The sequence below is a fragment of the Actinomycetota bacterium genome, assembly GCA_005888325.1.
Taxonomy (GTDB): domain Bacteria; phylum Actinomycetota; class Acidimicrobiia; order Acidimicrobiales; family AC-14; genus AC-14.
The window spans coordinates 51,325-73,294 of the sequence record VAWU01000028.1 but is presented as its reverse complement, the minus strand read 5'-3'; the positions used below and the strand labels follow the sequence as shown (position 1 = coordinate 73,294).

Genomic DNA, 21,970 nt, shown 5'->3' with positions numbered 1-21,970 from the left:
AGAAGTTGATGGTTGGCTCCTCATGCAGACGGAGGGCGCAGTTGCGCCCTCCGTCGCTGTACCCGCTCGACTCCCGTGCTGCCTTACAGAAGGGTCGCCGTCGACCCCAGCAGCTCGATCTTGCCGCTCTTGATCTCGAAGAAGAACACGTCGGTGCCCTTGACGTTGCCGTTCTCCTCGAAGCTGATCGTCTTCGAGATGCCCTGGTACGACGTGATGCCCTCGACGTAGTCGAGCAGCGTCGGACGCGACGTCTTCCCGGCCTTGATGCCCGCCAGGAGGATGCCGGCGGCGTCGTAGCCCTCCGACGAGTACGTGCCGGGGTCCTTCCCGGTCGCTGCCTTGTAGGCCTTGGCGAACTCGCCCAGCTTCCCGGGCGAATCCGTGGTGGCCAGGTTGCACGCGCAGCTGATCTGGGCGCCGTCGGCGCCCGCGCCGCCGGCGTCGATGAAGCCCTTGTCGAGCGTGCCGTCGCCGCTCACGAAGGTCGCGGTGACGCCGCCGTCGGTGAGCTGCTTCTTCAGCCGTCCGGCCTCGGCGTAATAGCCGCCGTAGTAGATGACGTCGGGCTTCAGCGACTTCATGGAGTTCACCGCGGCGGAGAAGTCCTGGCTCTTCGGGTCGATGGCGGCGTTGCCGATCGTTCTCACGCCGGCCGCCTCCCAGGCCTTCTGCGTGCCCTCGGCCAGCGGCTTGCCGTAAGCGGTGTTGTCGTGGATGTACGCCGCGGTCTTGGCCTTGAGCTTGTTGGCGATGTACTTGCCGGCGCTCGCGCCCTGCACGTCGTCGTCGGGAACGAGGCGGTGGAAGACCCTGCCGCCCGGGACGGTGCTCGGGATGTCGGCGGCAGTGGCCGAGGCGCTGATCATCACCAGACCCGCGTCCTCGAGCGGCTTGAGCACGGCCTTGGTCTCACCCGAGAACGCCGGGCCGACGATCCCGATGATCGTCTTGTCGTCGATGAACTGGTCCTTCAGGGTGGAGGCCTGGTCGGGCGATCCCTGGGTGTCGAACTCCTTGAGCTCGACGTTGACACCGGCCTTCTTCGCCGCGTCGACGGCCACCTTCGCGCCGTTGCGGATGTTGATGCCCAGGTTCGCGTTGTCGCCCGTCAGCGCGCCGACGAAGGCGATGGCGACGGCCTTGGCCGCCGGTTTGGTGGTGCCTCCGGTCGACGCCTTCTTCTTGTCGCTGCCGCAGGCTGCGGCCACCACCACGAGGACTGCGAGGAGTGCGATGACCCGCCAGCGGGTCCGGGGGGAACGGCGCATGCGAGACGCTCCTTCGTGAGGATCAACGTCGTTTTTCGAGCGGCGTTCACAATACGTCCATCTTCGCCCGCCGGGGCGACATCCTCAGCCCAGGCCCACCCGCGCCAGCACCTCGTCGACCGGGGCGACCAGCCCGGTGATGAACGCGCCGAACTCCGCGTAGACGGACGACGCGGGGTCGAAGCGCATCTCGTAGACGCACTGCTTGAGGTCGACCGGGTCGGTCGCGAAGAGGGTGACGCCCCACTCCCAGTCGTCGAGCCCGGTGGACCCGGTGATGACCTGGAGGATGCGCCCCGCGTACTCGCGGCCCTTCTTGCCGTGGCCGTACATCAGCTCCTTGCGAGCGTCGAACGACAGGGAGTACCAGTTCTGCCCGACCTCCCGCCGTTTCGACATCGGGTAGAAGCACAGGACGGTCTTGCCCTCCGGCGGCAGCTGCGGGTGGAGCCGTGGCTCGCGCATCTCGGGCGGCATTCCCTGCGCGTACTCGGACACCTCGGTGAGCGACACGTAGGAGTCGGCCACCTCGAGGCCGGCGGCGTGCAGCTCGGCCTGCAGCTGCTGCAGGCGCCACAGGTCGGGGCCCAACGCCATGAACCCGAGGTCGGCCTTGTGCCCGAGCACCGCGAACGACACGACCTGATGGTCGTCGGCCTGGCACGCCTTCACCGCGGCCGCGATCGCCTCCGCGTCCGCGCCGGGGCTCGTCTTGCAGAAGAGGTGCAACACACCCCACCCGACCGAAGGCGCCACAGGTTCAGTCACAGCGAGAGTCTACGGTCCGCCCCACGCCAACCGAGTCGGCCCCGGCTTCTTGGTGCGCTCGACCACCGCGACGGTGGTTGAGCGCACCAAGAACGCGCTTTAGAAGTCCTCCATGCCCCCGCCGGGCATGGCGGGCGCACTCTTCTCCTCGGGCTTGTCGACGATGACGGCCTCGGTGGTGAGGAAGAGCGCGGCGATCGAGGCCGCGTTCTGCAGCGCCGACCGCGTCACCTTGGCCGCGTCTATCACGCCGGCCTTGACGAGGTCCTCGTACTCACCCGTCGCCGCGTTGAGGCCTTCGCTCGCCTTCTTGAGGCCGCGGACCTTCTCGACCACGACGCCACCTTCGAGCCCGGCGTTGACCGCGATCTGCTTCAGCGGCTCCTCCAGGGCCCGACCCACGATGCGCGCACCGGTGGCCTCGTCGCCCTCGAGCTTCTCCGCCAGGTCGCGCAGCTTGGTCTGGGCACGCAGCAGGGCGACGCCGCCGCCGGGCACGACCCCTTCCTCGACCGCGGCCTTGGTGGTGGAGACCGCGTCCTCGATGCGGTGCTTCTTCTCCTTGAGCTCGACCTCGGTGGCCGCGCCGACCTTGATGACGGCCACGCCACCCGACAGCTTGGCCAGCCGCTCCTGCAGCTTCTCCCGGTCGTAGTCGGAGTCGGTGTTCTCGATCTCGGCCTTGATCTGGTTGATGCGGCCCTTGATGTCGGCCTCGTCGCCCCCACCCTCGACGACCGTGGTCTCGTCCTTGGTGACGGTGACCTTGCGGGCCTTGCCCAGCATGTCGAGCGTGACGTTCTCGAGCTTGAGGCCGACCTCCTCGGAGATGACCTGGCCACCGGTGAGGATCGCCATGTCCTGCAGCATCGCCTTGCGGCGCTCACCGAAGCCTGGGGCCTTGATGGCCGCGCTCTTGAACGTGCCGCGGATCTTGTTGACGACGAGCGTGGCGAGCGCCTCGCCCTCGACGTCCTCCGCGACGATGGCCAGCGGACGCGCCGACTGCATGACCTTCTCGAGCACGGGCAGCAGGTCGCGCACGGCCGAGATCTTCGAGCTCACGAGCAGGATGTAGGGGTCCTCGAGGACGGCCTCCATGCGCTCGGGGTCGGTGACGAAGTAGGGCGAGATGTAGCCCTTGTCGAACCGCATGCCCTCGACGAGGTCCATGTCCATGCCGAAGGTCTGCGACTCCTCGACGGTGATGACGCCGTCCTTGCCGACCTTGTCGATGGCCTCCGAGATCATCTGGCCGATCTCAGGGTCGGCGGCCGAGATCGAGGCGACCTGCGCGATCTGCTCCTTGGACTCCACGTCGACCGAGACGGCCTTGATCGCGTCGACCGCTTCCTCGACGGCCCGCTCGATGCCCCGCTTGAGCGACATGGGGTTGGCGCCCGCGGCCACGTTGCGCAGGCCCTCGTGCACCATCGCCCACGCCAGCACGGTGGCGGTGGTGGTGCCGTCGCCGGCGACGTCGTCGGTTTTCTTGGCGACCTCTTTGACCAGCTCGGCCCCGATCTTCTCGTACGGATCCTCGAGCTCGATCTCCTTGGCGATGGAGACGCCGTCGTTGGTGATCGTGGGCGCCCCCCACTTCTTCTCGAGCACGACGTTGCGGCCCTTGGGGCCGAGGGTGACCCGTACCGCGTCGGCCAGCTGGTTCATGCCACTCTCGAGCGCCCGCCTGGCCTGCTCGTCGAACGCGATGATCTTCGCCATTGCTGCTTCCTCCACGTGGTCGCGATGGGGTGGACGCGATTAGCACTCTCAGGTGCCGAGTGCTAACAGCAAAGCACTCCGCGGAGCGAACTGCAACCTGGGCGGCGCCGCCGGCAGCGCGGGGCGCCCGCTAGTAGCGGACGGGCCGGGGGCGGTTGAAGGCGGACTCCAGCCGGTCGAGCAGCTCGGCCTTCTGGAGCTCGGCTTCCCGCTTCTTGCGCAGCGCGTCGGGCGCGGTGTGGAGGAGCTCGTCGAGCTTCCGGGCCAGCCGGTCGGGCTCGAAGGGCTTGGTCATGTACTCGTCGGCGCCCAGCTCCCAGCCCCGCACGAAGTCACGTTCCTCCACCTTGCAGGACAGGATCATGACCTTGGTGCGGGGCGCCAGGTCGCGCTGGCGGACGGACTTGAGGACGCCCCAGCCGTCGAGCTTCGGCATCATCAGGTCGAGCACCATGCAGTCCGGGGCATGGTCCTCGAGGGCGGTCAGGGCCGCGTAGCCGTCGGCCGCCTCGCGGACGTTGAAGCCCGCCCCCTCGAGGGTGATGCGAAGCATGGTGCGAATGTCGGCGTCGTCGTCCACGACGAGTACCTCGGCCATGAGGGAAGGATCGGCGCGGTCGGCGTCGGGGTTGAGCGCGGCGGGGTGTGCCGGCCTAGCCGCCGGCGACGGCAGGCACGATCGAGACGATCTCGCCGTCGGCCACCGCGGTCTCGAGGCCCTCGAGAAAGCGAACGTCCTCGTCGGCCACGAAGACGTTCACGAAGCGCCGCAGCTTCCCGGCGTCGTCGAAGAGGCGCTCGCGGAAGCCCGGATGGGCGTGCTCGAGACCCTCGAGCACCGCGCCGACCGTGGCCCCGTCGACCTTCACCTCGGACGACCCGCCCGCGAGGTTCCGCAACTGCGTAGGAATGCGCACCGTGGCGCTCACTCAAGCTCTCCGCTCAGAGGGCCGCTCGGGCCCCGTCTCGATCGCTGCGCTCACTCGACTCAGTCCTCCTGATCGTGGATGGCGGCGAACGCCTCGAGGGTCGGGGCGATCGTGGCCGTCGGGCCGACCGCCGGCGCCACGGCCTCGATGGTCTTGAGGCCCGTGCCGGTGACGTAGACGACGACCCGCTCGTCGGCCCGCACCACGCCTTCCGCCGCCAGCTTCGCCAGACAGGCGATCGTCACGCCGCCCGCGGTCTCGGCGAAGATCCCCTCGGTACGGGCGAGCAGCAGGATGCCCTCGACGATCTCGTCGTCGGACACCGAGGTGAGCGCGCCACCGCTGGCGCGCACCGCGTCGAGCGCGTAGATCCCGTCGGCGGGGTTGCCGATGGCCAGCGACTTGGCGATGGTGTCGGGCTTCACCGGCTTCACGTGGTCGGCGCCCTCGGCGAAGGCGGTGGCGACCGGCGAGCAGCCGTCGGCCTGAGCGCCCGACACCCGCACCGCGGGCGGCTCGTCGAGCAGTCCGACCTTGGCCAGCTCTTGGAACCCCTTCGCGATCTTGGTGAGCTGCGAGCCCGACGCCACGGGAACGACCACGTGGTCGGGCGCCTGCCAGCCCAGCTGCTCGGCGGTCTCGAAGGCGAGGGTCTTCGACCCCTCGGCGTAGTACGTGCGCAGGTTGACGTTGACGAAGGCCCACGTCGGGTGCTCACCGGCGAGCTCGGCACACAGACGGTTGACGTCGTCGTAGCCGCCGTCGACCGCGATGAGGTGAGGGCCGTAGACCGCAGACGCCGCGACCTTGGCCGCCTCGAGATCGATGGGGATGAACACGTAGTGCCGCATGCCGGCCCGAGCCGCGTGGGCGGCGACCGAGTTGGCCAGGTTCCCCGTGGACGCGCACGCGGCGACCTTGAAGCCCAGCTCGCGCGCCCGGCTGAGGGCGACCGCCACGACGCGGTCCTTGAACGAGCCGGTGGGGTTGACGGTGTCGTTCTTCACCCAGAGCTCGCCGAGCCCGAGCTCGGCCGCCAGGCGATCGGCGCGGATGAGCGGGGTGAAGCCCGTGCCCAGGTCGACCGAGCCCTCGGCCACCGCGGGGAGCAAGTTGGCGTAGCGCCAGATCGACAGCGGGCCCGACGCGATGCTCGCCCGGGTCGTCGCGGCGCGGATGGCCTCGTAGTCGTAGCTGACCTCGAGCGGCCCGAAGCACCATTCGCACACGTGGAGTGCCTCCGCCGGGTACGTGTGCGCGCACTCACGACAGGCGAGTCCTTCGATGAACGACACTGCGCCTCCTCATCGATCGGGCATTGGCACCTGGTCACCCGACGCCGTGAACTTCGTGGCGTCACATGACTGGTTGCCGCGGCGTCATCGGGCCCGTCCCTCAACCGCTCTGGATGATGGACTCAATGAAAGCAGTGCCGGCGGAGCCCGTCAAAGCAGTTCCGTGCGAACATTGCGCATGGCCTCGTCCCCGGCCGCTGAGGCCCTCTCTCCGCTTCCGGCCGCTGAGGCCATCTCTCCGCTCCCGGCCGCTGAGGCCATGCCCGCAGAGGCGTAGGTGTCGCGCGCTCCCATGCTGCGGACCTGGCACCACGCCGAGTTCCCCGAGGCGCGGCTGCGGGCGGCCAAGCGCGGGCGCTCCGTCTCGGTGTGCCTGCCCGCGCGAGACGAAGCCGCGACCATCGGCTCCATCGTGCGCGTCTGTCGCGACCTGCAGCCGCTCGTCGACGAGGTCGTCGTCGTCGACGACGGATCGACCGACGACACGCGGGTGGTGGCGTCGGCGGCGGGCGCGCGCGTGGTCGCGGCCAGCGACGTGCTCCCCGAGTGCGGGCCCGGGAGCGGGAAGGGTGAGGCGCTGTGGAAGTCCATCCACGCGGCCCACGGTGACCTGATCGTGTGGTGCGACGCCGACGTGCGCAACTTCGGCCCCCCGTTCGTCATCGGACTCCTCGGCCCGCTGCTCACGAGCGACGAGGTGGGCTTCGTGAAGGGCTTCTACGATCGGCCGCTCGACGGCCGGGCCGGCGAGGGCGGCCGGGTCACCGAGCTGGTCGCACGACCGCTGATCTCCATCCTCTTCCCCCACCTCACGCCCGTCCTCCAGCCGTTGGGGGGTGAGTGCGCGGGCCGTCGCGAGGTGCTCGAGCAGGTGCCTTTCGTTCAGGGCTACGGCGTCGACCTCGGCCTGCTCGTCGACGTGGCCGGGCGCTTCGGGTTGAGCGCGATGGCGCAGGTCGACCTCGGCGAGCGCGTCCACCGCAATCGCCCCCTCGCGGAGCTCGCGCCACAGGCCGAGGCGATCATCGCGACCGCGCTCACGCGCGCCGGCCTCGCCGTGGCCGTCGAGGTCGACGAGCGGCCACCGATGATCGAGGTGCCCGCGTACCGCAAATCGGCTTGAGGGTGCGCGTCCTCTACGTCGACGTCGACGGCACCCTCGTGGGCCCGGGCGGCGACCTGCTGTGGGACGGCTCGACGCGCACCGTCGCCGCGCTACTGCGGGCGCGCACGGCCGGCCTCGAAGTCGTCCCTGTCACCGGTCGCGGCCGCGTGCAGGTCTTCGAGCTGTGCCGCCTGCTCGGGCTTCCCCGCGGCATCGGCGAGCTCGGGTGCGTCCATGTCGAGGGACACGAGGTGCGCTACGAGCTCGGCGACTTCCCGTTCGTAGGGCGGACGCCGGTCGAGGCGATGCACGACGAGGGAGCGATCGCGTTCGTCCTGCAACGTGGCGGGCTCGAGCCGCACGAGCCGTGGAACGCCGGACGCGAGGCGACCTACCTCCTCCGAGGTCGGGCCGAGCCCGACGCGGTCAATGCCGCGCTGGCGGCCGCCGGCTTGGGCTGGTGCCGGTTGGTCGACAACGGCCTCCTGCGGCGACACGGCGACGGCGTCGTGGGCGCGTTCCACCTCGCGCCGGCCGGTACGGGCAAGGCGGCGGGTGTCCGCATCGATCGCGAGCGTCATGGCATCGCAATGCGCGACACCGCCTACATCGGGGACGCGGCCGCGGATCTCGAGTGCGCACGCGAGGTCGCTCAGTGCTGGCTGGTCGCCAACGCCGAGGTTTCGCGCGAGTGGCCGCACCGCACGACCGGCGCGTTCGGCGCAGGTGTGGCCGAGCTCATCGAGCTCCTCCTTCGGGACGCGTGAGGCGCTCGCGGACGACGGTCTCGACACACGCGAGCACCTCGGTGCGCGCCCGGTCGTCGCCGAAGCGATCCACCAGCGACACCACATCGATGTTGTCGGGCAGGTCATCGACGTAGACGTCGCCCGCCACGACGAGCACGGGCACGCCGGCTTCGCGCGCCAGCTCGGTGACGCCGCCGACCGCCTTGCCTCGGAACGACTGCTCGTCGAGAAAGCCTTCGCCGGTGACCACCAGGCGGGCTTGCGCGATTCGGTCGGCCAGCTGGAGCGCTTCGGCCACCACGTCGAACCCGGGCACGAGCGTCGCACCCAGCGCGGCCAGGCCCCCGGCGAGACCACCGGCCGCGCCCGACCCCTCGAGCCCGGTGACGTCGACGCGGTGATCGCGCTCGTACACCTGCGCCAACCGCTCGAGCCGTCGCTTGAGCAGCGCGACCTGAGCAGGCGAGGCTCCCTTCTGGGGGGCGAACTGCTCGGCCGCGTCGACGAAGCGCGTGGTGACGTCGCAGGCCACGACGACGTCGACCCCGCGCAGCTGGCGCGCACCGAGCGCGCTCACCGCACCGAGGCCGCCGTCGGTCGAGGCCGAGCCGCCGACGCCGACGATCACCCGACGGGCACCGTCGTCTATCGCCGCCGCGATGAGCTGGCCCGTGCCGAACGTGCTGGCGCGCAGCGGATCGTTGTGCTCGGGCCCGCCCGCGAGGACCAGGCCCGACGCGCGCGCCATCTCGACGACGGCGCGACCGTCCTCGACCCGCCACTCGGCATCGACCGGCGCGCCGAGCGGGCCGCGCACCCGCGTGGTGCGCGGCCGGCCGCCGAGGGCCTCGAGGGTGCCCTCGCCCCCGTCGGCCACCGGCGCGCGGTCGCACACCCAGCCCGCGGCCTCGGCGGCCCTCGCGATCGCGTCCGCGACGTCGATGCCCGAGGCCGTCCCCCGGAACTTGTCGGGGGCGGCGACGACGGTGCTCGTGACCCCCGGCCGGGGCATTGCGTCGGCCATGCCCGTATGGTGGCCCGGATGGAGCCGGTTGTCGTGGCGTCGAACCGCGGGCCCGTCTCGTTCTCCTACGGCGACGGCGGCGAGTTGGAAGTCAAGCGTGGTGCAGGCGGGCTCGTGGCGAGCCTCGCGCCACTCGTGCGCGACACAGGCGCGCTCTGGCTCGCGGCGGCCATGACCGACGCCGACCGGGAGATGGCCGAGTCGGGCCCGGTCGACGTCGAGGGCTTCCGCTTCCGCTCGCTCGCCATCGAGCCGGACACGTACCGGATGGCGTACGACGTGATCTCGAACGGCACGCTGTGGTTCCTGCACCACGGCCTCTTCGACCTGGCCCGCCGGCCTCGCATCGACCGGCGTTGGCGCCTGGCATGGGACGCGTACCGGGCGTACAACCACCGGTTCGCGCAGGCGCTCATCGACGAGGCCCCGGAGGGCGCAACCGTCCTCGTGCAGGACTATCACCTCGCCCTCCTGGGCACCTGGCTCGCACAGCAACGCAAGGACCTTCGTGCCGTGCACTTCACCCACATCCCGTTCTGCGACCCGGCGGCGTTGCGCATCCTCCCCACCGACGTGGCCGAGGAGCTGCTGGTCGGCATGGCCAGCCACACCTCGTGCGGCTTCCACGCGAGTCGCTGGGCCGACGCCTTCGAGGCCTGCTGCGGCGACGTGCTGGGCTGGAAGCCCTCGACGTTCGTTGCACCCCTCGCGCCCGATCACGACGACATCGAGGCGGTGTCCGCGTCCGACGAGTGCGCCGCGGAGGGGCGCTGGCTGGCCGACCAGATCGGCGATCGGGCGCTGGTGCTGCGCGTCGACCGCATCGAGCTCTCGAAGAACCTGTTGCGCGGCTTCCTCGCGTTCGACGACCTCCTGCGCACCCGGCCCGAGTGGCGGGGCAAGGTCGTCTTCGCCGCGTTCGTGTACCCGTCACGCGAGGGTCTGCCCGAGTACCTGGCCTACCGCCAGGAGGTGGAGACGCTCGCCGAGCAGGTCAACGCCACCTGGGCGACGCCCGGATGGGAGCCGGTGCTTCTCGATACGAGCGACAACTTCGCCCGATCGGTTGCCGCGCTGAAGCGCTACGACGTGCTGCTCGTCAACCCGGTGCGCGACGGGCTGAACCTGGTCGCCAAGGAAGGACCGCTGCTCAACGAGCACGACGGAGTGCTCGCGCTCAGTCGCGAGGCCGGCGTGTGGGAGGAGCTGCGCGACGCGGCCCTCGAGATCAACCCCTTCGACGTCGCCGGCACGGCCGATGTGCTCGCCGCCGCGCTCACCATGACCGCGTCGGAGCGCGCCGAACACGCGCGCGGGTTGCGCGAGGTGGCGTCCGGACGCACGCCTCGCCACTGGCTCGACGATCAGCTCGCGGCAGCCGCCGCGGGCTGAGCCGTTCGAGGAAGCTCAGCCGTTCGAGAGGCTCAGCCGTTCGAGCAGCTCCATCACGCCGGTCGGTCCTGCGACCTGCACGTCCGCCCGTTCCAGGAGCGCGGCCGGGGCCTCGGCGCTGCGCACGCCCACGCGCAGAGCGAAGAGCCCGCCGCCCTCGAGCGCGTCGAGCGCGTCGAACGCCGCGAGATCTCCCTCGTCGTCGCCGAGGAAGCACGCGGCGTCCAGGCCCGCGGCGAGCTCGCGCACCACCGACCCCTTGTCGCGCTCGATGGGTGGGCGCAGCTCGAAGCAGAGGCGCCCGGGGTGGACGACGAGTCCGGTGCGACGCGCTTCGGCGTCGACCCACGCGCGCGTGCGCTCCTCGCGTCCCGGCCAGTTGCGGTAGTGCAACGTCACCGAGAGACCCTTGGGCTCGACGTCGACGCCCGGACCGTCTGATGCTTCGGCGCGCGCCGTCACATCGGCGACGATCGGACGCCACGTACCCGCGCCCTCGGCTTCTTCGACCTCGGTGCCGCGCAGTCGCTCGAGTCCGTAGAGCCCGAAGAGCACGAGACCTCGCCCGCCGAGGTGCTCGCGCAGGAACGCGACCGGTCGCCCGGAAACGACGGCGACGGTGCGATAGAGGTGCGCGAGACGGCCGAGGACGTCAGCCGCGCCCTGCACCGGACGAGCTCGCGCGGGATCGTCGACGATTGCCGACAACGTGCCGTCGAAATCGCACAGGATGCCGGCGCGGTCGGGACGGGCGAGAAAGGGAGCGAGCAGGACCGGCAGCGGATCGGGCGACGCCACCCGACGGGTCTACTTGAGCCGGCTGGTGAGATCGGTGCCGGCAACCACGATCACGTTCGCGCCGCGCAGCTCGACCGCCTTGACGGGCGGCGCGACCGCCTGCACCGCGGTGGGCGGCAGCCCGAGCTTGGCGGCCACGTCGACCGCGTCGGCTTCGTAACCGGCGGTCGAGTAAACGACCGATGTCGTCACGCCCTTGGTGGTCGAGTCGACCGGCGACAGCACGTTGAAGCCCGACTTCTTGAGCTCGTCGCCCACGCGGGCGCCGAACTTGTTGACCCCGGTGCCGTTGGCGGGAAGCACCTTCACGTCGGCCGGCGGGCGGAGCGCCGGTGTGGACGCGGCCGTGGTCGTGGTGACCTCGGGCGCGGCCGCCGTCGTCGTGGTCGTCGCGTTCGCCCCGGACGCCACCAGGCTCTGGGCGAAGGGGTCCTTGCCGTCGTCGAACGTGTTCAGCAGGACCACGCCGAGGATCACGGCGATGGCGAGGAGCAGCGCGCCGCGCAGCATCGCTCCCCCCGCCGAGCGCCCGAAGGAGCCGTCGTCCGCGGCGTGCCGGCCGGGGCTCACCGGCCGAGTGGTTCGCCGGCCGAGCGACCCTCGAAGCGGGCACGCCTGCGCCGGTCGCGCAGGCGCCGCAGGCGCCGCACCACCAGCGGGTCGTAATCGACGGCGTCAGGCGACTCGAGGAGCGCGCCCAGGACCTGGTAGTAGCGGGTGGCCGAGAGGTCGAACCGCTGGCGGATGGCCAGCTCCTTCGGACCCGGCTCGGCCCACCACGACCGCTCGAAGTCGAGGATCGCCCTGTCGCGCTCGGAGAGTGCCATCTCCGGCAGCCTGCCCTCCGAGACGGTGACTTTCAAGCATCCCTCCCTGCCGGCGGGGGTTCCCGGCACGCGGCACAGCATTGCACGGGCGCGGCTCGGTAGGTGAGCCTCACCCCTACATGGGCTCCCGCCCGTAGACGGCGCCCAGCCCGGCGGCGTAGAGGGGCAGGAGGAGCCGCGCCGAGTTGAACCACTCGGCCCAGATCGACGCGCCGAGGAGCGTGGCGAGCGCGGCGAACGCCACACCGACCCAGGGGAGCAACCCGTCGCGGTGTCTGCGCACGGCGACCGCGACGGCGATGGCCGCGGCACCGGCCAGGACGACGGTCAGCACGTCCATGGCCTTCCAGCGCTCGAGCTGACGGAACATCTCGACGAACGGCGCCCCGACGTCGCCCTGCGCGCGCAGCGGCCACAGCGACTCACCGAACCGGGCGTGGGCCAGCGCCACCCAGCCGAGCCATGTGGCGAAGGGGATCACAAGCACCGCCGGAGGCCGGCGGCGACCGACGAGCTCCACCACCGCGCACGCAGCGGTAACGAGCAGCATCGACTCGCGGCCCAGCCCGGCGAGCGTGAAGCATGCGACGGCGAGGTACCGGTTGTCGCGCCGCCAAGCGAGAAGCCCTACCAGCGCGAGGCCGAGGGCGAGGAGCTCGGGCGTGAGCGAGTACAGCACCGCCAGCCCGGCCGGCGAGGGCACGATCAGGAGCGCGAGCCACGGTCGCGTCAGAAAGCCCGCGAGGGTTCCCGTCGCGAGGCCGGCGCCGAGCACGGCGAGGACCGCCATTGCCATCGCGACCCGGCCGGGGTCGCCGCCCGACAGGGCCCACGACAGATAGCCGAGGAGAGGGCGTTGCGCGCGATAGGCCGCGTCGAAGCGGCCGTAGCGGAAGACCTCGGGATGCGAGAGCGACGGATCGCGGGCGAGGGCGGCGAAGACCTGGCCGTCGCCCGCGACGAGCATGGCTTCGAGCGCGCCGCGCGGTTGGTCGTACTCCGTCACGAGGGCCCGGAGCTGCCGCGGCGCAGTGCGCTCTGCGTTGTGGGCGAGCCCGACGATCAGGACCGCCGCGACGAGCATCCCGGCTACCCCGGTCGCAAGACAGATGACGCCGGATGTGGTCCGCACGCGAGCATCCGCGGGGAAAGAGAGGATGGTCGTCGAGCGTATCGGCCGGCCCGATCGCCGGAGCGCATCGCACGCTCGTCCGCCGGCCGGTGGCCTGCCAGTCATGAGAGGCGCGGCGCCGGTGATGACAAACTCGCAGCTGGAAATGCCCGAGTAGCTCAGTTGGCCAGAGCAGGCGCCTTGTAAGCGTCAGGTCGTGGGTTCGAGTCCCACCTCGGGCTCTCTATGCGGCTACTGGTGGACACGACGCCTCTGCGGGTGTCGCGCGACTTTCGAAGGCTCTGGGTCGGCCAGGCGGTCTCGTTCGTCGGCAGCATGATCACCGTCGCCGCGCTGCCCTACCAGGTGTTCCACCAGACCGGGTCGTCGCTGGCGGTGGGGCTGCTCGGCCTGGCGCAGCTGGGACCGCTGCTCGTCTTCTCGCTCGTCGGTGGCGCGTTCGCCGACAGCGTCGACAAACGACGGCTGCTGCTCGGCGTGACGGCGGTCTCGGCCGGGTGCTCCGCGCTGCTGGCCGTGAACGCATCACTGGATCGGCCGCAGCTGTGGTTGCTGTACGTCCTGGGCGCCGTCGCGAGCGCGGCGTTCGCGGTCAGCTTCCCGGTGCTGCGCTCGCTGCTTCCCCTCTTGTTGGACGAAGAGGTGCGTCCCGCCGCGTTCGCGCTGCAGTCGACGTACGGGTCGTTCGGGATGATGGCCGGGCCCGCGGTGGCGGGTGTGATCATCGCCGGCCTGGGCCTCACGAGCGCCTACGTCGCCGACGTCTTCACCTACGGGATCGCCCTCGTGGCCTTCCGGGGGATCGCGCCGTCTCCACCCGTCGTCGGTGCGGGACGCGCGTCGACCACGTCTGTGCTGCAGGGGGTTCGTTTCCTCCGCGGTCACTCGGTGATCGTCAGCGTGTTCAGCATCGACCTGCTCGCGATGGTGTTCGGCATGCCCCGGGCCTTGTTCCCCGCGCTCGCGGTGCGATTGGGTGGCGGGCCGAGGCTCTACGGGCTGCTGCTCTCGTCGGTGGCGGCCGGCGCGTTCGTCGCGTCGCTGACGAGTGGGTGGACGACCCGTGTGCGCCGCCAGGGCCGCGCCGTGCTGCTCGCCGTCGCCGCATGGGGCGTCACGATCGCGATCGCGGGACTGACGCGCGAGCCGTTGCTCGTGCTGGCGATGCTCGCCGGCGCGGGCGCGTCCGACATGATCTCGGGCGTCTACCGCTCCACCATCGCCGCGGACCTCACGCCGGACGATCTGCGCGGCCGGGTCAGCGGGGTCGAGATCGCGGTGTACGCCGGCGGCCCGGTGCTCGGTGACGTCGAAGCCGGTGTGGTGGGCGGCCTCGCGGGTGTGCCGTTCGCGATCGTGTCCGGGGGCGTGGCGTGCGTGCTCGGCGCCGCGCTGTTCGCCGTCCGGGTTCGGCCCTTCGCCCGCTACGAGCGGCCGCAGAGATCCGACCCGGCGAAGCAGCGGTTGCAGCTGTGAGCACGCGCGTCTACCTCGAGGTCGGGTCCAGGAAGGTGTTCGCCTGCGCGCTCGACTGGCCGGGTTGGTGCCGGTCGGCCAAGAACGAGGACGACGCGCTGCACGTGCTCGCCGACTACGCCGGCCGCTATGCGCCGGTCGCGGCGACGGCCGGCGTGCGCTTCCCGAAGTCCGCCGCCGCCGGCTTCGACGTCGTCGAACGGCTCGAGGGGTCGGCCTCGACCGACTTCGGGGCGCCCGGCGAGGTGCCGTCGGCCGACCGAGCGCGGCTCACGAAGGCGCGGGCCGAGCGGCTCGCCGTCCTCGTCGAGGCGTCGTGGAAGGTGCTCGACCACGTGGTCGCCGGCGCGCCGCCCGCGCTGCGCAAGGGGCCGCGGGGAGGCGGACGCGACCGCGACAAGATCGTCGATCACGTCATCGGCGCGGAGGTCTCCTACATCCGCAAGCTCGGTCTGCGGTTCCGGCAACCGGCGATCGATGATGCCAACGGAGTAGCCGAGGTCCGTCACGCCGTTCTCGACGTGCTGCGCGCCGCCCGTGCCCCGGCGCCCGACCTCGAGAAGGGCTGGCCCTACAGCTACGCCGCCCGCCGCATCGCCTGGCACGCGCTCGACCACGCGTGGGAGATCGAGGACCGGAGCGAGTAGGCGACGCGGCGGTTCACTCCGTCTCGCGGCGCTCGCGCGCCACGGACGCGGCTTCGACGTCCTCGACGCTCCGTAGCACGTGGACTCGATCGAAGCCCTCCTTCCGCAGCGAGCCCATCGAGCGTCGCAGCGCGCCGCGCTGGCTGCGCAGCACCGAGAGCCCGACGGCACGGTCGGCTCGGAGGGTGTTGCGCCGCGCACACACCCCCTCCGAGAGATCGAAGACGATGGCCACCAGCTGCACGTGGTGCTCGCGCGCCAGCGCCACGAGCGAACGGCGCGCGAAGGGCTGCACGTTGGTCGCGTCGACCACGGTCATGCGTCCGGCCGAGAGGCGCTTGCCCGCGATGAAGTGCAGCACCTCGAAGGCGTCGTCGGTCGACGACTGGTCGCTCTCGTCGTCGGCGACCAATCCCCGGCAGACATCGGACGAGATGACCTCGGTCGGCAGGAAGTGGCGCGCCGCGAACGTCGACTTGCCCGAGCCCGACGCGCCGACGAGGGCGACGAGCGACGGGTCGGGGATCGCGATCCTCACCCCGGGAGCACCGGGCCGCTCAACGTGTGTCCGTGGCTTCGATCATGATCGAGCCCGACCCCCGTTCCAGACGATTTCGGCGGTTCGACACACTACGGTTCGCGCCGTGCCGGTCGTCGCGCGAGGGGACCTCAGGCTCTACTACGCAGAGCGGGGCCCGGCGCAGGCCCCGCCGGTGGTCCTCCTCCACGGCCTGTTGCTGTCGTCGAGGACCATGGAGCGGTTGGCCGCCGGCCTCCCCGATCACCGGGTGTACCTCCTCGACCTGCACGGTCACGGCCGCTCCACGCGCCCGCGCGACGCCGATCGCTACTCCATCGACGAGTTGACCGACGACGTGGTCGCCCTGCTCGACCACCTCGGCATCGAGCGCGCCGTCGTGGGCGGGATGTCGCTGGGCGCCAACGTCACCCTGCAATTGGCGCTGCGCCACCCCGAGCGGGTGCGGGCGATGATCCTCGAGATGCCGGTGTTCGCACGCGGCCTCCCGATCGGACGTCCCGCGTTCACCGCGCTGTCGTGGTTCTTCGGCGCCGCCGCGCCGGTGTTCGACGTCCTGCGCCCGGGGCTGTCGCGCGTGCCGCTGCCCGAGGGCGCACACGAGTTGTTCCAGCTCCGTGAGATCCTCACGGCCGATCATCGGGCCGCGGTCGCGCTCCTCCGCGGCCTCTTGCAGGAGGAGGCGCCACCCGACGACGCCGAGACGCTGCGGCGGCTCACGATGCCGGCGCTCGTCGTCGGGCACGGCGGCGACCCACTCCACGTGCTCGACGACGTCATCGACGTGGCCGAGCGCATGCCCGACACCACGCTCGTCACCGCGGCGTCGTTCTTCGACTTCCGCGTGCGACCCGGTCGTCTGGCAGAAGAGGTCCGCGCCTTCTTCGACCGGAACGACCTCTGAGCACCAGGCAACTCGCGACGTTGCGCTATCTCTTCGTCGCGCCGCGCTGACGGCTGACCTCGAACAGCGCGAGGGCGCCGGCGGCCGCGACGTTCAACGAGGCCACGCGACCGGCGAGGGGAACCCGGACGACGACATCGCACCGTTGCCGGGTCAGCCGCGACAGGCCCGCGCCCTCTGCGCCCAGCACGAGGATCAACGGCTCCGTGGCGAGCGTCAGCCCGAACAGGGTCTCCTCGCCCGCCGCGTCGAGCCCGACCACCCACACTCCGAGCTCCCGCACCCGCGCGAGCGCGGCAGGGATGCCCGCCACCAGGGCCATCGGCAGGTACTCCACCGCGCCGGCCGCGGCCTTGGTCACCGTCGCGGTCACGTGCACCGCCCGATGACGCGGCACCACCACACCCGTGACGCCCGCTCCCTCGGCCGACCGCAACAGCGCGCCCAAGTTCTGCGGATCCGCCACCCCGTCGACGGCGAGGAGGAACGGCGCGTCGCCCGGCCGGCACAGCTCGTCGAGGTCGGTCGGCTCCAGGGGATCGGCGTGGGCGAGCACGCCCTGCGGGGCGGTCGTTCGCGCCTCCCCGTCGAGGCGCCCCCGGCTCACCCGCTGGACGCGCACGTGCGCGCCCCGGGCCCGGTCCTCGATCTCGCGGAGGATGCCGGCATCGTCGAGGCCCTCGGCCATCCAGACGTCGCGCGTCCGCCGGCGGCCGGCGCGCAACAGCTCGAGGACGGCTCGACGCCCTTCGACCTGCTCGCCCCCCAGGTTGCGGCGGGAGGGAGCGCTCACCCGCGCTCGACCAGCGCCACCGCCCAGCACGCCACGCCCTCCGCGCGCCCGAGCGCGCCGAGGCCCTCGGGCCGCTTGGCCTTCACCGTGACGTCGGCGCCGACCACGTCGCCCATGCGCCTCTGCATCTGCTCGCGATGCGGGGCGAGGCGGGGCGCCTCGAGGAGCACCGCGCAGTCCACGTTGACCGCGTGCCAGCCCGCCGACCGCAGATCGTCGACGACGCGCGCGAGCAGCGAGACGCTGTCGGCACCGGCCCACTCCGGGTCGGTGTCGGGGAAGCGGCCGCCCAGGTCGCCGAGGCCTGCCGCGCCGAGCAGGGCGTCCGCGACCGCGTGCGCGATCACGTCTGCGTCACTGTGACCGGCCAGGCCGCGCTCGCCCGTCACGTGCACACCGCCGAGGACGAGGGGACGACCGGGGTCGTCCGAGAACCGGTGCACGTCGAACCCGAGGCCGACGCGGACGCTCACGGTCGGCTCGCGATGCGGGCAACGCCGACGCGCGCGAGCTCGAGGTCGTGCGGCGTCGTCAGCTTCGCGTTCACGGCATCGCCGGGAACGACGACCACACGACCACCCGCGGCCTCGACCAGCGCGGCGTCGTCGGTGTCGTCGCCACCGGACGCGTGCGCGGCGCGCAGCACCGAGGCGACAAATGCCTGCGGGGTCTGCACGGTCACCAGCTCCGAGCGATCGAGCGTCGCGACGACCGCGCCCGCGTGCACGCGCTTGACCGTGTCGGTGACGGGCAGGCCGGGCACCGCACCGTCGGCACCCGCGGTGACCGCGGCGACGACCGACTCGAACAACGCGACCGGGGCGAGCGGCCGGGCGGCGTCGTGCACGACCACGACCTCGGCATCGTCAGGGACGACAGCCAACCCGGCGCGCACGGACGCCGACCGCGTCGCGCCGCCCGGCACCACCACGTCGGCGCCGGGCTCGTGGGTCCTCGCGTCCGCGTCCGGCACCACCACCACGACGCCGCCGGCCACCGAACGGGCGGCGTCGACCGCCCAGTCGAGGACGCGCCGGTCACCGAGCATCTCGTACTGCTTCCGGGCGCCGAATCGGGTGCCGCTCCCCGCCGCGACCACCACCGCCCACACGAGAGGCATGGGCCGCTCTCCCGGAGCGGCTGTGCCCGTGGGCCGCTCTCCCGGAGCGGCGGCCGTCACGCGGCGACGACAGCGGCGAAGAGCATGCGCCCGACCGACGTCTGCACGTTGGAGGTGATGCGCACGTCGACCTCACGGCCCACCAACCCGGCCGCCTCGCCCACCACCACCATCGTCCCGTCCTCGAGGAAGCCCACGCCCTGCCCCGGCTCTCGTCCCTCCCGGCTGATCGGGAGGCGCACGACCTCACCCGGCACGAGGACCGGGCGGAGGCCGTCGGCCAGCCTATTCAGGTTCAGGCAGGCGACGCCCTGGAGCTCGGCGACCCGTTGCAGGTTCGCGTCGGTGGTGAGCAGGCCGGCCTGTAGGCGTCGGGCGAGCGCGACGAGCTTGGCGTCGATGGCCTGGATCTCGGGCACCTCGTCGTCGATCACGTGGATCCCGATGTGGCCGTCGCGCTGGAGGGCGTCGAGCACCTCGAGCCCGCGCCGGCCCCGGCGCCGGCGCGCGGGATCGGCCGCGTCCGCGATGCCCTGGAGCTCGTCGAGGACGAACCGGGGCACGAGCAGGTCGCCGTGCAGGAAGCCCGCCTCCGCCACGGCGAGCGCCCGACCGTCGATGACCGCGCTCGTGTCCACCAGCAACGTCTCGGGCGCGCGACCGGACCCGTAGCGGGACACCGTGGCCAGCGGCCGGGTCGAGAGCCCCGCCATCCCGAGCAGCTGCTCGCTCTTGGCGGCACCGAGCCGGAAGCCCGCGAACATGCCGATCCACACCAACAACCCGAGCAGCGGCCATCCCAACACACCCGGGAGCAGGACCACGGCCGGCACGCCGAGCAGGGCGAAGGGAACCGACAGCACGCCTGCGCCCAGCGCCCCCGCGAGCAGTTGGGCCGCGGGCGCCCGTTCGACGCGTCGCTCGACCGCGCCCATCGTCCGGTTGAGCAGCCGGCCGACGATGCCTCCCGCCACGTAGCCGATGCAGGCACCGAGCGTGGCGCCGAGCACCGCCGAGCCCTCCGCCGGCGCGGTCGCTCCCCCCTTCGCCAGCTCGAAGCCGGCAGTGGTGAAGAGGAAGACGATCAGGAGGCGGGCGATCTCGACGAACATGGGAGCGGAGGACGGCGCTCCCTCTCTATCGACCGGCCCGAGGGCCCCCTGAAATTGCGCGAACGGGTGGGCCCGGCCTACGGCAGGGCTTCGTCGAGACGCTGCTCGGCTTCCTCTTCCGAGACGTTGATCGCGAAGGTGAGCTCGGACACGAGGATCTGGCGGGCCTTGGTGAGCATGCGCTTCTCACCCGCCGACAGGCCCTTGTCCTTCTCGCGGATGGACAGGTTCCGCACCACCTCGGCCACCTGGTAGATGTCGCCCGACTTCAGCTTCTCGACATGGTTCTTGAAGCGCCGGGACCAGTTCGTCGGCATGCGCGCTTCCTTCTTGCGCAGCACTGCGAAGACCTCCTCGACCTCTTCGTCGTTGATGACTTCGCGCAGGCCGACCTCCTCGGTGTTGTCGGCCGGGACCATCAGGGTGAGGTCACCGTACGCAAGCCGGAGGACGAGATACTCACGGTTCGACCCGAAGACATCGCGCTCCTCCCTGCGCTCGATGACGGCAGCGCCGTGATGGGGGTAGACAACTTTGTCTCCGACGTCAAAAGGCATAGCTCTCCCAAGGGCGGTACAGCGGTGGGTACCTCTCCAGAGTGCCACCGAATCGCCGGGTGGGCCAACTTGACCACGCGGTCCGGCGGGGGGGAACGTGACGCCCGCATGGTCGACATGTCGATGCTGTCCACCACCCGGCTCTTCCAGGGGTTGCCCCCGGATGCGGTTGCCGCGGTCGCAGCCGGCTCGTCGGTCCGGCGCCTGCGGCGCCACGACGTCGTGTTCGAGGAGGGCGACCTCGCGAGCGAGCTGTTCCTGGTGCAGGAGGGCCTGATCGCCATCGCCAACAAGTCGTCCGACGGGCGAGAGTCGGTCGTCGCATTGATGGAGCCGGGCGACCTGTTCGGCGAGATCAGCCTGTTCGACGGGCTCGGCCGGTCGGCCGCGGCTCGGGCCCTGGAGGACTCGACCGTGCTCGCCGTGCAGTACGACGACGTGCGCCGCACGTTCGACGCCGACCCGACGCTGCTCTGGAGGGTGGTCGAGCTCCTCGCCACCCGCCTGCGCACCACCGACGAGGCCCTGGCGGACAGCGTGTTCCTCGACGTCCCGGGGCGCACCGCCAAGCGCCTGCTCGAGCTGGCCGGCGCGGGCGACGAGTTCCAGCTGCCGGTGACCCAGGAGGAGCTGGCGGGCATGGTGGGAGCGTCTCGCGAGCGCGTGAACAAGGCCATCTCCGCCTTCGTGCGGCTCGGCTGGCTCGAGCAGCGCGAGCGGCGGTACCGGATCGTGGACCGGGAGCAGCTCAGCCGCCGGTCGCAGTAGTCACGCGGCTCAGCCGTTCAGGAACTCCGCGGCGCGGCGCCACGCGTCGGCCGCGTCCGCGGCCCGGTGCGCCGGGCGGTCCGGGTCGTGGGCGAAGCCGTGCTCGGCCCCCGGATAGCGCACCACCGTGACGTTCGGGAGCGCGTCGAGCGCGGCGACGTCGTCGGCCGGTGTCCAGACGTCGCGCTCGCCGATGATCGCGAGCACCGGGCACGCCTCGGGACCGCGCAGCGCGTCGAGGGGCTCGCCGTGGCCGGGCCCTCGCCACCTGTCGGGCACACGGATCATCCCGTAGAAGGCGACCGCCCGCTCGAATCGAGGCGTCGCGCCCCCGACGTTTCCCGCGGCCTTCAAGGCGTACATGCCGCCCATGCAGAACCCGATCACCGCGACCCGATCGCATCCAGTGGCGACCGCCGCCTCGCGGAGCGCGCCCAGCTGACGCTGGTCGTCGAGGCCGGCCATCGCAGCCATGCGCTCCTCGAGCGTCATCGCCTCGCGGCCGGGAAAGGGCTCGGGCGCGCAGACCGTCCAACCCTGCTCCGCGGCGAGGCGCGCGCAGAGGTCGTCGAACAGCTGACGTAAGCCACCCATGTCGGGATGCAACGCGACTCCCAGACCCGACGGCCGCTCGGGTCTCGCCAGCTCTGCGGGCGTGCCGGAGGGCAGAGTGATGCGCACGAGCCCGACTCAGCTCACGAGTACCGGTCGAGGATGCTGGTCTCGGCCAGCCGGGCGAGGCCCTCCTTGATGGCCTTGGCGCGCGTCTCGCCGACCCCCTCGACGTCGTCGAGGTCGGCGATCGTCGCGCGCATGATCTTCTGCAGGTTGCCGAAGCGCTCGACGATCCGCTCGATGACGCTGTCGGGCAGCCGGGGGATCTTGGCGAGAAGGCGGTAGCCGCGCGGTGCGAGGCCCGAGTCGAGCTCGGCCGACTCGACGGGCAGGTGCAGCACCGACATCACCGACTTGAGGTCGACGAGCTCCTCGGTGCTGAGATCGGCCAGTGCCTCGAGCGCGTCGCCCAGGTGCCAGGCCTC

General features: G+C 71.5%; 25 protein-coding genes, 1 tRNA gene, 1 pseudogene and 1 riboswitch (1 of these 28 cut by a window edge). Of the genes and pseudogenes, 8 read left to right on the top strand and 19 right to left on the bottom strand.

Annotation, left to right across the window (positions count from 1 at the left end):
• Positions 1-83 precede the first annotated feature (83 nt).
• The 6 genes from E6G06_11265 to E6G06_11240 all read right to left on the bottom strand — a co-directional run bounded on the left by E6G06_11265 (position 84) and on the right by E6G06_11240 (position 5,988).
• Positions 84-1,271: a branched-chain amino acid ABC transporter substrate-binding protein gene (locus E6G06_11265; GenBank protein TML91042.1), complete on the bottom strand. Its 1,188-nt coding sequence runs from the start codon at positions 1,269-1,271 to the stop codon at positions 84-86.
• Between the two features lie 84 nt (positions 1,272-1,355).
• Positions 1,356-2,000, bottom strand: coding sequence for a chlorite dismutase (locus E6G06_11260; protein ID TML91100.1), 645 nt, complete (start codon positions 1,998-2,000; stop codon positions 1,356-1,358).
• A 138-nt stretch (positions 2,001-2,138) separates the two neighbouring features.
• Positions 2,139-3,764 (bottom strand): chaperonin GroEL, encoded by a 1,626-nt coding sequence (gene groL / locus E6G06_11255; GenBank protein TML91041.1) that lies wholly within the window; start codon positions 3,762-3,764, stop codon positions 2,139-2,141.
• A gap of 130 nt (positions 3,765-3,894) precedes the next feature.
• Positions 3,895-4,362 carry a response regulator gene (locus tag E6G06_11250; protein ID TML91040.1) on the bottom strand — a complete coding sequence of 156 codons (468 nt, stop codon included), beginning with the start codon at positions 4,360-4,362 and terminating at the stop codon, positions 3,895-3,897.
• Between the two features lie 55 nt (positions 4,363-4,417).
• Positions 4,418-4,693 carry a MoaD/ThiS family protein gene (locus E6G06_11245; protein ID TML91039.1) on the bottom strand — a complete coding sequence of 92 codons (276 nt, stop codon included), beginning with the start codon at positions 4,691-4,693 and terminating at the stop codon, positions 4,418-4,420.
• 59 nt (positions 4,694-4,752) lie between these two features.
• Entirely contained in the window at positions 4,753-5,988 is a 1,236-nt protein-coding gene (locus E6G06_11240; protein TML91038.1) for a threonine synthase, read from the bottom strand.
• A gap of 6 nt (positions 5,989-5,994) precedes the next feature.
• A riboswitch (SAM riboswitch) is annotated at positions 5,995-6,108 on the bottom strand.
• A gap of 172 nt (positions 6,109-6,280) precedes the next feature.
• Between E6G06_11240 and E6G06_11235 the strand changes: the two genes are divergently transcribed.
• Both E6G06_11235 and E6G06_11230 read left to right on the top strand, forming a co-directional pair.
• The gene (locus E6G06_11235) at positions 6,281-7,111 is read left to right on the top strand and encodes a glucosyl-3-phosphoglycerate synthase (GenBank protein TML91037.1); all 831 of its coding nucleotides are present in this window, start codon (positions 6,281-6,283) and stop codon (positions 7,109-7,111) included.
• Positions 7,108-7,860, top strand: coding sequence for an HAD family phosphatase (locus E6G06_11230; GenBank protein ID TML91036.1), 753 nt, complete (start codon positions 7,108-7,110; stop codon positions 7,858-7,860). The genes E6G06_11235 and E6G06_11230 overlap by 4 nt, the downstream gene beginning before the upstream one ends.
• Here E6G06_11230 and E6G06_11225 read toward each other — a convergent pair.
• Positions 7,832-8,866, bottom strand: a complete 1,035-nt coding sequence (locus E6G06_11225) for a glycerate kinase (protein ID TML91035.1) — start codon at positions 8,864-8,866, stop codon at positions 7,832-7,834. The two genes, E6G06_11230 and E6G06_11225, sit on opposite strands and share 29 nt — an antisense overlap.
• A 6-nt stretch (positions 8,867-8,872) precedes the next feature.
• On the opposite strand from E6G06_11225, the gene E6G06_11220 reads away from it, so the two are divergent.
• Positions 8,873-10,258 (top strand): trehalose-6-phosphate synthase, encoded by a 1,386-nt coding sequence (locus tag E6G06_11220; GenBank protein TML91034.1) that lies wholly within the window; start codon positions 8,873-8,875, stop codon positions 10,256-10,258.
• Positions 10,259-10,273: 15 nt separating this feature from the next.
• Here E6G06_11220 and otsB read toward each other — a convergent pair whose 3' ends face one another.
• The 4 genes from otsB to E6G06_11200 form a co-directional block, all read right to left on the bottom strand.
• On the bottom strand, positions 10,274-11,056 hold the full coding sequence (gene otsB, locus E6G06_11215; protein TML91033.1) for a trehalose-phosphatase: 783 nt from the start codon (positions 11,054-11,056) through the stop codon (positions 10,274-10,276).
• 9 nt (positions 11,057-11,065) lie between these two features.
• Positions 11,066-11,626, bottom strand: a complete 561-nt coding sequence (locus E6G06_11210; GenBank protein TML91032.1) for a LytR family transcriptional regulator — start codon at positions 11,624-11,626, stop codon at positions 11,066-11,068.
• The gene (locus E6G06_11205) at positions 11,623-11,883 is read right to left on the bottom strand and encodes a DUF3263 domain-containing protein (protein TML91031.1); all 261 of its coding nucleotides are present in this window, start codon (positions 11,881-11,883) and stop codon (positions 11,623-11,625) included. Before E6G06_11205 ends, E6G06_11210 begins: the two co-directional genes overlap by 4 nt.
• A gap of 115 nt (positions 11,884-11,998) precedes the next feature.
• Entirely contained in the window at positions 11,999-13,015 is a 1,017-nt protein-coding gene (locus E6G06_11200; protein ID TML91030.1) for a hypothetical protein, read from the bottom strand.
• A 147-nt stretch (positions 13,016-13,162) separates the two neighbouring features.
• Between E6G06_11200 and E6G06_11195 the strand changes: the two genes are divergently transcribed.
• The 3 genes from E6G06_11195 (at position 13,163) to E6G06_11185 (ending at position 15,138) form a co-directional block, all read left to right on the top strand.
• A tRNA-Thr gene (locus tag E6G06_11195) sits at positions 13,163-13,236 on the top strand.
• Between the two features lie 4 nt (positions 13,237-13,240).
• The gene (locus tag E6G06_11190; GenBank protein ID TML91029.1) at positions 13,241-14,491 is read left to right on the top strand and encodes an MFS transporter; all 1,251 of its coding nucleotides are present in this window, start codon (positions 13,241-13,243) and stop codon (positions 14,489-14,491) included.
• Entirely contained in the window at positions 14,488-15,138 is a 651-nt protein-coding gene (locus E6G06_11185; GenBank protein TML91028.1) for a hypothetical protein, read from the top strand. Before E6G06_11190 ends, E6G06_11185 begins: the two co-directional genes overlap by 4 nt.
• Positions 15,139-15,151: 13 nt before the next feature.
• Here the strand turns inward: E6G06_11185 and E6G06_11180 are convergent, their stop codons facing one another.
• On the bottom strand, positions 15,152-15,676 hold the full coding sequence (locus E6G06_11180; GenBank protein ID TML91027.1) for a hypothetical protein: 525 nt from the start codon (positions 15,674-15,676) through the stop codon (positions 15,152-15,154).
• On the opposite strand from E6G06_11180, the gene E6G06_11175 reads away from it, so the two are divergent.
• On the top strand, positions 15,573-16,580 hold the full coding sequence (locus E6G06_11175) for an alpha/beta hydrolase (GenBank protein TML91026.1): 1,008 nt from the start codon (positions 15,573-15,575) through the stop codon (positions 16,578-16,580). The genes E6G06_11180 and E6G06_11175 overlap by 104 nt on opposite strands.
• Before the next feature lie 25 nt (positions 16,581-16,605).
• Here the strand turns inward: E6G06_11175 and rlmB are convergent, their stop codons facing one another.
• The 5 genes from rlmB to E6G06_11150 all read right to left on the bottom strand — a co-directional run bounded on the left by rlmB (position 16,606) and on the right by E6G06_11150 (position 20,162).
• Positions 16,606-17,403, bottom strand: coding sequence for a 23S rRNA (guanosine(2251)-2'-O)-methyltransferase RlmB (gene rlmB / locus E6G06_11170; GenBank protein ID TML91025.1), 798 nt, complete (start codon positions 17,401-17,403; stop codon positions 16,606-16,608).
• Positions 17,370-17,846 (bottom strand): 2-C-methyl-D-erythritol 2,4-cyclodiphosphate synthase, encoded by a 477-nt coding sequence (locus E6G06_11165; protein ID TML91024.1) that lies wholly within the window; start codon positions 17,844-17,846, stop codon positions 17,370-17,372. The genes rlmB and E6G06_11165 overlap by 34 nt, the downstream gene beginning before the upstream one ends.
• Positions 17,843-18,493 (bottom strand): 2-C-methyl-D-erythritol 4-phosphate cytidylyltransferase, encoded by a 651-nt coding sequence (gene ispD / locus E6G06_11160; GenBank protein ID TML91023.1) that lies wholly within the window; start codon positions 18,491-18,493, stop codon positions 17,843-17,845. The genes E6G06_11165 and ispD overlap by 4 nt, the downstream gene beginning before the upstream one ends.
• Before the next feature lie 56 nt (positions 18,494-18,549).
• Positions 18,550-19,605 carry a TRAM domain-containing protein gene (locus E6G06_11155; GenBank protein TML91022.1) on the bottom strand — a complete coding sequence of 352 codons (1,056 nt, stop codon included), beginning with the start codon at positions 19,603-19,605 and terminating at the stop codon, positions 18,550-18,552.
• A 77-nt stretch (positions 19,606-19,682) separates the two neighbouring features.
• Positions 19,683-20,162, bottom strand: a complete 480-nt coding sequence (locus E6G06_11150) for a CarD family transcriptional regulator (protein ID TML91021.1) — start codon at positions 20,160-20,162, stop codon at positions 19,683-19,685.
• Positions 20,163-20,279: 117 nt separating this feature from the next.
• Between E6G06_11150 and E6G06_11145 the strand changes: the two genes are divergently transcribed.
• Positions 20,280-20,930 (top strand): Crp/Fnr family transcriptional regulator, encoded by a 651-nt coding sequence (locus E6G06_11145; GenBank protein TML91099.1) that lies wholly within the window; start codon positions 20,280-20,282, stop codon positions 20,928-20,930.
• Positions 20,931-20,939: 9 nt separating this feature from the next.
• Here the strand turns inward: E6G06_11145 and E6G06_11140 are convergent, their stop codons facing one another.
• The gene (locus tag E6G06_11140; protein ID TML91020.1) at positions 20,940-21,611 is read right to left on the bottom strand and encodes a hypothetical protein; all 672 of its coding nucleotides are present in this window, start codon (positions 21,609-21,611) and stop codon (positions 20,940-20,942) included.
• A 14-nt stretch (positions 21,612-21,625) separates the two neighbouring features.
• Positions 21,626-21,970: pseudogene (disA, locus tag E6G06_11135) on the bottom strand (DNA integrity scanning protein DisA); it runs 673 nt beyond the window's last position.